Here is a 13,776-nt window from a genome sequence, read left to right on the forward strand (position 1 = left end):
TGAAATTGTAATTTTATTTAAAACAAAGGTTAGTTTCCAAAATTATATCGCAATGTAAAACCAGCTTTAATATTTGTTAAAGGGAATGATGTTGAAATCACTGGTTTTGAGAACGAATGATCATAGAAGAAAATAGCCGTTAGGTTTTTACTAAAGGAATAGTCTGCTGTTAATTTGGCTGACCAGATATTTTGTCCTCCTCCAATTTGGTTATTATCATAATCTAAGTAACGAACTATCGTTTTATTGTTTCTGTAAGAGAAATCGATTTTTAGATTAATATCACTTTTAATAATTCCAGTTGGATTGTCAGCCAATTGTGATGAGAAAATAACATCTTTAAAACGATATCCTATACCAATGATATATTCTTTTCCTTGAACTTCGGTCAATAAATTATTGTCAAAACTCATAGATAAACTTCTGTCCTTTTTAATTTCGGCTAAAATTTTGAAGGCATTTTTCATTTCAAAATCAATTCGAATTAGCGGATTAAATTGTTCCACTAAATTGATGTTTCCAATGATTGTTTTATTATAAAAGTTTCCAAATCCTCCGTTATCTTGAGTTGGTGAAGTTGCACTATAATCAAGATTAGAACGGAAAGTATTGATAGTATATGACGCTCGGTAAGCATGTTGAATTGAGAATCGTTTAAAATGCTCTTTGAAAAAGGCATAACGCATCAAACCAGTGTACTTAATATTCCAGTTAGGAATTGGGAAATTACGAAACGCGTCTAAGGAAACGCCTTGACCTGCCTCACCTGCTTTATGGTCTAAAACTCCAAAACCCGTGTAGGCTGACAAGAAAGCTGGAATCAAAACGGCCTGATTATTTTTTCCAAAACCAATAGGAAAACCAGCATTCGAATTGTAGAAATTATATTTTGGGTCATTTACATCCGTTGGAATTGGGTTTGCGGCATCACCATATCTTGGTATTGAACCACCACCATAATATTGAGCAGCTAATCTATCAGCTATAAGAATTCTATTTTCTCTAAAATCATCAAAAGCTGAAGAGCCGTTTTCATCACTTGCCTTAAAGGATGTTTTTAGCATGACCGTAGAGATAGAGAAGTTACCAAAACTATAAGGAGAACGAGGATTATATTGTCCTGTCCCTGGCGTCACATCATATTGTTCTGAAAAGTTTTCAGAATAGGTTCTGTTGGCTGTTAAATCAATTTTAAAATCTGGGAATAAATCAATATTGGCAGTAGCTTCTAACGTTTTTGTGGAAACTTGAGTAAAACTTTGATTAAAATCTTGATAGGTTGTTAACCAACCTCTTTTCGCCGCTTCATATCTCACATCATCTTGGGAACCAAAAACGAAACCTAATGTTGGTCTTGAGGAACCAAAGAATCCTAATCCTGGTAAGTAACCTGGAAGCAATGTTCCTTCATTTTTAGTATAATTAATTTGTACATTTTTTATACTAGTCAAAACACCAAGTAATCCGTCTACAAAAACGTTACTGTTTTTAGCAGGCTGTGCTTTAATTGCCGTTATTTTTTCACCAGGTTTTGGCAATGCGGCTGGCTTTTGTGCTGGAGCAACTGGTTTTTTACCTAATCCGATATATTTGTAAAAAGACTCCATGTTTAATGCTGTATTCAAACGATGTGATCCTGCATTTTGAATGGTGTTCCCTAAATCTTGTCCATCAACTGATGCTAATGCTAAAGATGGCTTTTGCCAACTATAATCTCCTGTATACGTATAGGTTGATTTCACAAAAGACAAGAATGGAATTTTATTAATTGGTAAATCGTAATTCACAACAATCTGTTGGTTGTGTTGATTTGGGGTTCCAATATTCCAAAAATCTGTCCAAATAGTATTAGTATTATCTGGAACATTATTAATGTCCATATAAGTACGAACGATATTATGGGAAGCTGCCGTAAAGTTTACTTTTAGGGCTTTAGTAATGTTATAATTAAATCCGTATTGATAATTAAACATATAATTTCTTCTGAACAACGGATCTATACCAATTCCAGCCACATCAACTTGTCTGAATTGTTGTTTGTTGTATTGTCTGATAATATTACTACTGAATGAGATACTTGCCGGAAGATAATTAAAGTTAAAATCACTTAGCAATTTCCAATACGAGCTTTTCTTAAACATTTTAGTTTTCTTAAACGGCTCTACTGGTTTGTTTTGGAAAGAGAAAGTATAATCAACTGTTGTACTTACTTGCTGATCTAGATAATTTTCTATTTCGTAATTGTGTTTTTCAACTTGATTAAAAGAATAAGAAAGCGTTAAATTCTCAGGGTCATAAATATGTGGTTTTTGCTCTGGTGCTCTTTCTTTTTTAACTCCAATAAAGTTAATGCTCTTTCTTTTGGTGAAATCAATGGCTCTATTTCTAACGTTGTCTCTTTCGGTAGCATCAGTAGTATTGTCCAATAATTGTTTTAATCGAATATCTTGATTAAAAGGATCATACTCCGGAGTAATTAATTCTTCTCCAACTGCATAATTGAATGGCAAATTAACCCCCCATTTCTTAGGTAATAATTTACCCAAACTAAGATTAGTAATGATGTTAAATTGCTGCGTGTCTTCTCTACTTCTTTCCTGTGGTCCTTGTTCTAAAGTTCCAAAACCAATGGTACTCATTCTACCGGTTGCTGATAATGTTGCAAAGTCAGCCAAGTTAGTATCCATATTAAGAATGGCGGCCATACCTCCTTTATTGTCTAATCCTGCCAAACGTAACTCATTGAACCAAACTTCTCCTCTAACTTTTTGAGTATGATTATTTCTAATACCAACCATTAAGGTTCGAACCAATCCGAAATTTGGCGTTCCTTTTATACCCAGTCGTAGTGGACCTCGATTTGCAATAGAAGCCAATGAAGGATCTAATTCAACATCGTTTTTATATAAAACACCATTCACTAATTGAGATGGAGTGGCGCTAAATGACAACACTTTTAATTGAGTCAAAAGAGCCAACGGTATATCCATTTCATTGATTTCAGGCCAAATTTCTGCCGCTGTTGTGGCATTTTGCGCTGTAACTTTTAGCGGTATCTCTACTTCATAATAGTTATCTGTAAAGTCATTTCCAAAACGAATAAAAGCAGTCATTTGATTGTCTTGTAATGGCGTAGTATCTGTAGGCAAAGCTTCAGCGTGTAAAAACATTTTTAACTTGCTGTATTGACGCATATCAACATCCACATTTTTAAACACGGCTCTTGCATCTCCAACTTCTAAGCCATCGCCTGCTGCTGCCCCTGAAACTCGTAAAGAAAGTGATTGCTCATTTTGAGCTATAATTTGATTATTGGTACCTACTTGTTCTTGAACAACTCCTGGCGGGGTCACATAATGTATAGGAAAACGGGCTCCATTTTGTTGAAGATTCACCGTAAGCACATCAAAAGTAGTGGTCAAATCACTTGTATCTGTATCGGTTAGAGCATCAAAAGGTTTGTCATATCTTCTCCATTCGCCACGAACTAAATCTAAAGTACCAAAACGAACCGTAATTGGTTTTGTAAATCCTGTCATAAACATTCTCATAAAACGAATGGAACGAAAATCGGAAATACTACCAACAACATTGGTGGGTTGTGTTACAGGAATTTTAAATTGAATCCATCTAGCACGAGTAGCATTTTGATTTGGAATATTGGTACTAGGAACTTCTGTTTCTACCATATCCGTAATAAAATTACTTCCAACTTGCATTGTGACTGGTCCATTTGGTGTAGCAATAGTTGAATTATATGGAGCCATTTCTATTTTATACTCATAATAGGCATTAGCCTCGTTCATGGTATTATCTCTATTGATATCTTCTACATCAGGTAGTGTGGTAGAGCCTCTGTTATCGTTATTGATATCTACTGGTGAATTGCCTTCAACACCATTGTAATTTTTATAACATCCTTGTACCGTCGTTTCTGTAGAATTTAAAAAATATTGGTAATTATCCCCGGCAGGGTCGTTTAAAGCTGCAAATCCAGGGGCAACACCCGAAAGATTTTTTTCATCAGCATCTCCTACACCATCAAAACCAACATCTTGAGCTCCTCTATTGGCACCATCTACATCAAAAGCATAAATAAGCGATTGAGATGATGGAACTTTCCCCCATACCGTTGTGTGAGTCAAGGTATTCGAAGTACTGGTAGAAGGCAAACCGTTTTCATATTGTTTTCTTGAATCCTTCAAGACATCTTCTGAAATTTCACCTAGGTTAAAATAAATTTGACCTGTATTATTATGATCTGTTTCTGCTGTTGGATTATTAAAGTCATAGTAAGGGTCTAGCATCCAAAACTGGATATACTCCACATTACTCTGTTCAAAATTGGTAGAGTTTATAGCACGCATAATACCTCCAAAATTATTCTTAGCATCAGTATTACTAAATCCAGTAAGAGCTGACGGATTATAATTATAAGGCCCTCTCTCCTCAGGATAATACGATAAATCTAAAGTGTTAATTACGGTAGACTGTCCTATAGCAATTTGAAGGTTAGGGAATAATTCTTGGCTAAATATTCTTCTAGTACTATTAGTCGAAATCCCATCCTGACCAATATTTCCTGGTGTTTGAACATAAATAGTTGGGTCAATAGAGTACCAACTTAATTTACCTCTTTTATAGCCATAACTTAAATCAACAGCATTAGAACCAAAATCAGGATACGTCGCTCCAGTTGTTGGTTGTTTTGGAGTGGAAGACAAGCTCCATGATTGTGCCGAACGCATATCAATGGTGGTTTGTGAACCTTCAAAATTATCTACATAAACGGTAGATTCTCCTCTAAATTGGTCTGCTTTTGGTGCATCTGGTTTTAAAAATGCTACTTCCCCTCTTAGCGAGAAGTTAGAAGGAACATCAGTATCGATATTAGGTAATTTGTTAACTAATCTAGTTAAAAAAGGAACTTCAGTTGAGTAGTTGGCATTGAATCCAAAAATGGTATTATTTACTGACTCTTGACCATAATTTGATTTGTTAGTCAATGGTCTTTCGCTCATTTGAATTAAAGTGGCACCAAGTAAAAATTTATCAGAGAATTTGTGCTCAATATTAAAGCCCATAAATCTTCTAGTTTGTTGCCCAAAAGTAGAATTGTTTTCAACAGAAACTTGTATTGGTGTATTAGAAGCTTGCAAAGATGGGTCTAAAATTTGAACTCTTCCTGCTTGATAATTTACACTATAATCAATACCTTCTTGCAACACTCTTCCTCCTGCGGTTACTACAACCGAACCTCTTGGCACATTATAAGCTCCAATTGGAATTCCATCACCTCCTGAAGATTTAAATCTTCCTTTTAATAGAAACTTATTTTTTTCAGCATCTTGCAAAGCTGCCGCTTGGGTGTTGGCATACATGCTTCGGAAAACATATTTCTGTTGGTTTCCGTTGTAAGTAGTTGTATTGTAATAATCCTCAGTACCATTTAGTTTTAATTTATCAAAAATTAATTTCCCAAAAGGTTCCACCGTAGTAAAAATGAGTCGTCCATTAGTTTGATCTACCGTTAATCCTGGTAAGAAATCAAAAAATCCATCTCCTCCTGTTTGTGGGTCGTTATTGTAGTTTAATTTATCAACATTAAAGACATTTAACAGTGGGGTTTCTGTAACTTGATTGCCAGGAAGTGGGTTGGTTGGAAATGGCACTCCTGCAACTGGACTTATGTAATTAATTGGTGAAGGATCAGAATACAATATATTGAATCTAAAATCTTCTCTTTGCAATTGGTAACCTCCTTGAATTTGATAAATGTTTTTCATCATCAAATTCCAAATTGGTTTTTGAACATTTGTCAAACTACTTTTTAGCATTTTCAAGATCAAACTCTGAGATGAAACCTCCTGATTAGTTGCTCCGCCACCTGTAATTACTGTAGCATCTACTCCGTCTGTTCCAAATTCCCCAACTTGGTATACATTATCACCAATGGTATATTGATAAGCAACTGCTAAAACTTCGTCATTAGACAAACGTTGTTGCAACGAAATGTAACCTAATTGTGGATTCAGTGTGTATTCATTTGACGCTAATTTTCTAGCATTTTCTAGTTTTGAAAAATCAGTCCCTTCATCAACTGTATTATTAAAACCAGCTGTAGCTGTGACAATATCCCTAACATTTGAATTCAACAACCCGCCTCCAGTAGTAATTAACGCTGGGTCATATTTGTTGTTTTTATTATCTGATGGTACATTGCCATTAGAATCAGGTGGTGTTACAGTTGAATTGTAAACAAAGAAACCTGGTGGCTGTGGTGTAATAGCAACTAGTCTTGGATCAGGAATTCCCGAATATTGTGATTCCCCTAAATCTTGAAGAGCAATGATGTTTCTCAAGTTATTATTGGTGGTACTAACTCTGTTTTGTCTGTTGGTTACCCATACTTCTATTCTTGTAATTTGAACTCTACTTCGAATTACTGGGTAATCTTGCAACGCTTCATCATACTTATTTCTGAAGTATTGCGATAAGAAAAAGTGTCGGTCGGCATCGTAATCTAGACCATATAATTGAAAATTTTGTATCGTTCCGCCGCCTTGAGCTGTGACTGATTTGGTTTTTGATTTTTGTTCTGAGAAAACACCGGTTACTGTAGTTTTTCCAAATTGTAATTGCGCTTTAACCCCAAATAAACTTTGAGCACCACGAATCAAAGAATTACTCGTTGGCATACTCACATTTCCGACTTCAATTTTTTGAATGATGTCATCTTCTGTTGGTGCATACTCTAACTTGATAAGATTTTGAAAAGCAAAAGTAGATTGGGTATCATAATTGGCATTAACGCTCAATCTTGTTCCCACTTTACCGTTCAAACTCATGCTAATTCTTTGAGCAAAATCAAAGGAAGTTTGGGATCTATTTCTTGGAGAAAAGGCCGGATTGTCTTGTTTAGTATAACGAACTCCCAAATCCATTTCTACAGAACCTGTGGGCTTTACATCAATGGTATTGGACCCAAAAATAGACTCAAAGAAACCTGAGTTTACATAGTATCGAGGTAATAAATCTTTTTTCTTTTGATCACTACCATCTTTTTTTCCATCAATCGCATCCGATTTTTGTTTGAAATACTCCCGCATCGATTCTCGAAGCACTAATTCTTCGTATTCCTTTGGGGTTAAAATAATAGGGTAATTGATATTAAAACCATCAACGGAACTGGTATAAATATATCTGTTTGTTGCTGGATCATAGGTGTAAGCATTAACAATACTATTTGGATTTTTTATCTCCATTTTCCCTTTTGAATAGCCCAAACTGTCTTTAGGCGTTTCATTAATCTGAGCATAAGTCGTAGCGCTTAGTAGCAAAACTAATCCTAAGATTAACTTCTTCAAGTTTAGAAATGATTTTGTAAAGTATTTTGTTTCCAAGAACTATAAATTTTTTAAAGCTTGTTTGATTATTACTTCTACTCCTGCTTCAGGGTTTTCTTTTAGGATTTTATCCACTACTTTTTCGGCATTCTTTCTAATGAATCCCAAAACCTCTAAGGCAGATAACGATTCTTCTCGATTAATATTGTGCTGTGAAGTAGAAATTTCACTTAAATCATAGATTTTTAACACTTTTTCTTTTAAATCCAATATAACCCGTTGCGCCGTTTTACTGCCGATTCCTTTGATCGATTGAATTGTTCCAACATCAGCACTAGCAATAGCCTGTATGATTTGTTTTGGATCTAAAGAGGATAACATCGTTCTAGCAATACTAGCACCAATTCCTGATACGGTAAGTAATAATTTAAACAACTCACGTTCAGATTTTTCTACAAAACCAAACAAAGAATGAGCATCCTCCTTGATTTGAAGATGGGTAAATAACTTAATAAAATCGGAATTGGGAAGTAATGAAAAGGTATGCAAAGAAATATTTATGTGATAACCAACACCATTGCAGTCAATTACAACCTCGGTAGGTGATTTTTCAATTAATTTTCCTTGAATGTGTGCAATCATTTTTTACTGAAATCTAATTCCAAATATAGCAAAATTCTTTAACTGGAAGAATCTCTTTGCAATATCTCTAAAATAATACAAAACTATTTAGGGGAAGCCGCTTTTTTTCTCTTCTCTTTTTCTTGTGCATCCACAACAGCAACTGCTACCATATTTACCATTTCTTCTACACTGGCGCCAAGCTGAAAAATATGAACTGCTTTTTCCATACCCAACATAATAGGCCCAATAGAGTCTACTTTATACAATTCTTTCAATAGTTTATAAGTGATATTGGAAGCTTCTAAATTAGGGAAAATTAGTGTGTTCACTTTTTTGCCTGCTAATTTTGAGAAAGGAAATTTAGCTTTCAACATTTCGGCATTTAAAGCAAAATCGGTTTGGATTTCCCCATCCACAATTAAGTCAGGATAATATTTATGCAAATAGGCTACAGCTTCTCTAACCTTGTTAGCACTTTCATGAGCCGACGAACCAAAATTGGAAAACGAAACCATGGCAATCACCGGTTCTATTCCAAACATTCTAGTCATTTTTGCCGTCATCAAAGCAATTTTAGCCAATTCATCTGAAGTTGGATTTGGATTAATGGCCGTATCCGATAAGAACATTGGTCCTCGGTTCGTCATCATCATATTGGCTGTAGCAATTAAAGTAATCCCTGGTGCTTTTCCTATCAATTGCATCAAGGGCTTCACTGTTGACGGATAACTTCTAGAGTAACCCGAAACCATGGCATCAGCATCGCCTTCATTAACCATCATTGCAGCAAAATAGTTGCGCTCTCTCATCCATTTTTGGGCATCGAGTAATGAAATTCCTCTACGTTGTCTTGACTTCCAATAAATATCGGCGTATTTTAATCTTCGTTTGTCTTCTTCTTTCGTTTTTGGATCAAAAATTGGGACATCAACATCAAAACCAATTTCTTCTTTGAGTTCCAAAATCAATTCTTTATTTCCTAACAATATAGGATGAGCAATGCCTTCTTCGTAAGCAATTTGCGCTGCTTTCAAAACATCCAAATGATCCGCTTCGGCAAAAACGACTCTTTTAGGTTCTGTCCTAGCTCTATTAGTTAATAATCGAACCAATTTATTATCAGACCCTAATCGCTCTAATAATTCTTCTTCATATTTATCCCAATCGGTAATTGGATGTAAGGCAACTCCCGATTCCATTGCGGCTCTTGCTACTGCAGGTGGAACTTTTGCGATTAATCTTGGATCGAAAGGTTTTGGAATAATATACTCTTTACCAAAATTCAACTTGGTTTCTCCGTAAGCAATATTCACTTGCTCTGGAACGGACTCTTTGGCTAATTCGGCTAAAGCAATAACTGCTGCTTTTTTCATTTCCTCATTAATCTTAGTCGCTCTAACATCTAATGCGCCACGGAAAATATAAGGAAAACCAAGTACATTATTCACTTGATTAGGATGGTCAGAACGACCCGTTGCCATGATTATATCTCTTCTGGTTTTAATAGCCAAATCATATTTTATCTCAGGATTTGGATTGGCCATCGCGAAAACGATTGGGTTTTTTGCCATCACCAATAACATTTCTGGCGTAACTATATCTCCAGTAGACAAACCAACAAATACATCACAACCCACCATAGCATCGTGCAATGATTGGAAGTTTTGATCGGTGGCATATTTTCGTTGATTATCTGAAATAGCAGGATCGTCTTTTCTAAGCGCCCCTTTGCTATTGAACATTACAATATTTTCTTCTTTTACACCAAAAGAAACATAAAGATTAGCACAAGCAATTGCCGCTGAACCAGCACCAGAAATCACCATTTTGACTTCATCCATTTTTTTTCCAGCCAATTCAACCGCATTGATTAAAGCTGCCGAAGAAATAATAGCCGTTCCATGCTGATCATCGTGCATTACAGGAATATTCAATTCTTCTACCAAACGTCTTTCTATTTCAAATGACTCTGGTGCTTTAATGTCTTCTAGATTGATTCCTCCAAAAGTTGGTGCTATATTTTTTACCGTTTCAATAAAGGCGTCAATGTCTTTCGTCCCTACTTCGATATCAAAAACATCAATATCAGCGAATATTTTAAAGAGCAGTGCTTTTCCTTCCATTACGGGTTTAGAGGCTTCTGGACCAATATCACCCAATCCTAAAACAGCTGTTCCATTAGTGATAACCGCTACTAAATTTCCTTTGGAAGTATATTTATAGACATTGTTTACATCTTTGGCAATTTCCAAACAAGGCTCGGCTACTCCAGGGGAATAGGCTAATGATAAGTCTCTTTGTGTTGCGTATTTTTTGGTGGGTACAACTTGTATTTTTCCAGGAGTTGGCTTCGCGTGGTATAAAAGTGCTTCTCGTCGTTTACTATCTTTATGCATTATCGTTTGGTTTGATATATACAAAGGTATAAGACTAAAGGTAAAAAGGAAATTTTTGTGGATTTCTTTTTCACTTTAAGACAACTGAGCAATGTCTATTTCAAAAAATTAATGTTTCGTTTAAATCCTTCAAATTTGGTTCGCTTCACTGCCGAGTTTTTGAAGACCTTTTGAAAGGTTTCTGCTGTGATTTCTTCCCAATCTTTTTTGGTAAAAGAAAGTAATTCTGGAGTAGCAGAAAAAAGCGGTTCTTTATGTGCTTTTGAAAACCGATTCCATGGACAAACATCTTGACAAACATCACAACCAAAAGCCCAATCATCGAATTTGCCTTTCATCTGCATCGGAATATTGTCTTTTAATTCGATGGTAAAATAGGAAATGCATTTGCTACCGTCGACTACATAGGGAGCCACAATAGCTTCTGTTGGACAAGCATCAATGCAAGCGGTGCAAGTTCCACAATGGTCAGTAGTAGCGTGGTCGTATTCTAAATCTAAATCGACAATTAATTCGGCAATAAAATAAAAAGAACCTACTTGTTGCGTCAATAAATTGCTGTTTTTGCCAATCCACCCCAAACCACTTTTAGCGGCCCATGCTTTATCTAATACAGGTGCCGAATCTACAAAGGCTCTTCCCGAAACTTCACCGATTTCAGTTTGAATGGTATGTAAAAGTTCTTTTAATTTTTCCTTGATGACAAAATGATAATCCTGACCATAAGCGTATTTAGAAATCTTATAACTTTCTTGATTTTGAAATTCTGACGGATAATAATTCAGTAATAAGGAGATTACACTTTTAGCATCGTCAACTAGTAGCGTAGGATTTAATCGTTTGTCAAAATGATTTTCCATATACTTCATTTCACCATGTCTGTTTTGGTTTAACCAATTTTCCAATCGCGGTGCTTCTTCTTCTAAAAAACCAGCCTTAGAAATTCCACAAGACAAAAAGCCGAGTCGTTTGGCTTCCGCTTTTATAAGTTTAGTATAGTGCTCTTTTTTAGAATCGAGAATCATCGTTTGGAAAATTTCACAGTAACACCCACTGGTTTCAAAGTTATCAAAGGATTAAATTGAATGTTTTGATGTTGGGAGGTAATTGTATATTTTTTTACAATATAAGAAAGGGCTAAACACATCTCATAAATGGCGAAACCAAATCCGATGCACATTCGGGGTCCAGCTCCAAAAGGATAAAAATAAGTCATGGACTCCTTTTTTTGTTCTCCTAAAAAGCGCTCTGGATTAAAAACTTCTGGGTCTTTCCAATACTTTGGATTTCGATGTAATTCATAAAAGGAAATTCCAATTAGTGTTCCTTTTTTAATAGGAAATCCTAAAAGTGTGTCATCTTCAACATTTTCTCTATCCGTAATCCAAGCAGGCGGATACAGTCTCATAGATTCATTAATGACTGCGTTGGTATAAGTCATTTTTTGAAGTTGTTCGACTACATCGTTGGTTTCAGCATCGATAGCTATAAGTTCTTCGTGAATTTTTTGTTGTACTTCTGGATGATTAGCTAAAAGATGCAGGGTAAAAGTTAAGGCGTTAGCAGTGGTTTCATGACCCGCAATAAACAGAATTTTAATTTCGTCAATCAATTGTTGCGTGGCCATTCCTTCTCCAGTATCTTCATAACGGGTTTCGAGTAACATATCCAACAAATCGTTATGTTGCTGATTTGAATGTTGTCTGCTGGCTATAATTTCATTGATAATAGCATCACTTTCTAATGCTAACTGCTCATGATAGTGCACCTGACCGCTAATTTTATACCACCAAGATTTATAAGGTAATCGTATTTCTTTGATCACAAAATCTTGAACTTCTTCAATAATAAATTTCAATCGGTTTAATTTCTGTTCTATAAAAGAAATATGAAATAAGGATTTCGCCACTACATTAAATGCCAAATTATTCATTATTGGAAATAGTGCCATCTCTTTCCCTTCGGGCAACTCTTTTAATTCAAAAGCAATGGCTTCTTCCATATTTTGAACCAATTGATTCATTTTTTGTTTATGAAAAGCGGGTTGAATGAGACGGCGTTGTTTTAACCAAAAATCGCCATTAACCGTGAGTAATCCTTTGCCCAAATATTTAGACAAGAATTGGGTTTGTAGTTTCGACTTCTGATATTTTTTTTGATTCTTCTGAAGAATATATTCCGCAAGCTCATTATCTCTCGATAATATAACGTGTTTATTTTTTCCTATACGCAAAGAAAAAGTATCTCCAAATTCATTAAAAAATTTAGTATGAAAAGGGATTGGATTTTTTCGAAAACTTTCTGCTTTTAATAAGAACCTAACTATCGAAAGTTGCACCGGATAATTGTATTTCTTATTTTCTGCCATAGATTATAAATTAAAAAAGCCCTCCTTGAATATTGGTTTTGATTCTTCCTAAGTGAATGTAAGCTTTCTCAGTAACTTCTCTACCACGAGGAGTTCGCACGATAAAACCTTCTTGAATTAAGAATGGCTCATAAACTTCTTCGATGGTTTCGCCACTTTCGGAAACCGCTGTAGCCAAAGTAGATAAACCAACTGGCCCTCCTTTGAATTTATCTATGATAGTAGTGAGGATTTTGTTATCCATTTCATCTAATCCGTGTGCATCAACATGTAATGCTTTCAGTGAAAAACGAGCAATTTCTATATCAATTTTTCCGTTGCCTTTGATTTGGGCAAAATCTCTAACTCGGCGTAAAAGCGCGTTGGCAATTCTTGGTGTTCCTCTGCTTCTACCAGCTATTTCAATGGCAGCTTCCATAGTGATGGGCATTTTCAAAATAGTAGCACTACGTTGAACAATGGTGGTTAAAAGTTCGGTATTGTAATATTGTAATCGACTTTGAATCCCGAAACGAGCTCGCATTGGAGCTGTTAAAAGACCTGAACGAGTAGTAGCACCAACTAAAGTAAACGGATTTAAATTGATTTGAACGGTTCTTGCATTTGGTCCTGATTCAATCATAATATCAATCTTGAAGTCTTCCATAGCAGAATACAAATACTCTTCCACTACTGGACTTAAACGATGAATCTCATCAATGAATAAAACATCTCTTTCTTCAAGGTTGGTGAGCAATCCTGCTAAATCTCCGGTTTGTCTAAAACAGGTCCGGATGTTATTTTGATTCCAACTCCTAATTCATTAGCCAAAATATTAGCCAATGTTGTTTTTCCTAATCCAGGAGGTCCGTGAAAAAGAGTATGATCTAGAGCTTCATCTCTTTGATTAGCTGCCTCCACAAAAACTTTTAGATTTTCCAAGACTTGTTCCTGTCCTGTGAAATCATCAAAAGTTAAAGGTCTTAACTTTTTTTCAAGGTCAAGTTCTTCTGGATTAAAATTAGAATTGGTTGGATTGAGATTTTCGTTCATACCACAAATA

The 13,776-nt window shown here is 35.4% G+C and carries 5 protein-coding genes and 1 pseudogene; all 6 read right to left on the minus strand.

The window, feature by feature from the left end; genetic code table 11:
* Positions 1 to 29: 29 nt before the first annotated feature.
* Complete coding sequence (gene sprA / locus OLM53_RS08205; protein ID WP_264519752.1) at positions 30 to 7,367, minus strand: cell surface protein SprA; 7,338 nt, start codon at positions 7,365 to 7,367, stop codon at positions 30 to 32.
* 39 nt (positions 7,368 to 7,406) lie between these two features.
* Positions 7,407 to 7,988, minus strand: coding sequence for a Holliday junction branch migration protein RuvA (gene ruvA, locus OLM53_RS08210; protein WP_264519753.1), 582 nt, complete (start codon positions 7,986 to 7,988; stop codon positions 7,407 to 7,409).
* Positions 7,989 to 8,071: 83 nt separating this feature from the next.
* Complete coding sequence (locus OLM53_RS08215; protein ID WP_264519754.1) at positions 8,072 to 10,366, minus strand: NADP-dependent malic enzyme; 2,295 nt, start codon at positions 10,364 to 10,366, stop codon at positions 8,072 to 8,074.
* 95 nt (positions 10,367 to 10,461) lie between these two features.
* Complete coding sequence (queG, locus tag OLM53_RS08220) at positions 10,462 to 11,391, minus strand: tRNA epoxyqueuosine(34) reductase QueG (RefSeq protein WP_264519755.1); 930 nt, start codon at positions 11,389 to 11,391, stop codon at positions 10,462 to 10,464.
* Positions 11,388 to 12,734, minus strand: a complete 1,347-nt coding sequence (locus OLM53_RS08225) for a cytochrome P450 (protein WP_264519756.1) — start codon at positions 12,732 to 12,734, stop codon at positions 11,388 to 11,390. The genes queG and OLM53_RS08225 overlap by 4 nt, the downstream gene beginning before the upstream one ends.
* Positions 12,735 to 12,744: 10 nt before the next feature.
* Positions 12,745 to 13,766: pseudogene (gene ruvB / locus OLM53_RS08230) on the minus strand (Holliday junction branch migration DNA helicase RuvB).
* Positions 13,767 to 13,776: the final 10 nt, after the last annotated feature.

The sequence above is a fragment of the Flavobacterium sp. N1994 genome (assembly GCF_025947145.1).
GTDB lineage: Bacteria > Bacteroidota > Bacteroidia > Flavobacteriales > Flavobacteriaceae > Flavobacterium.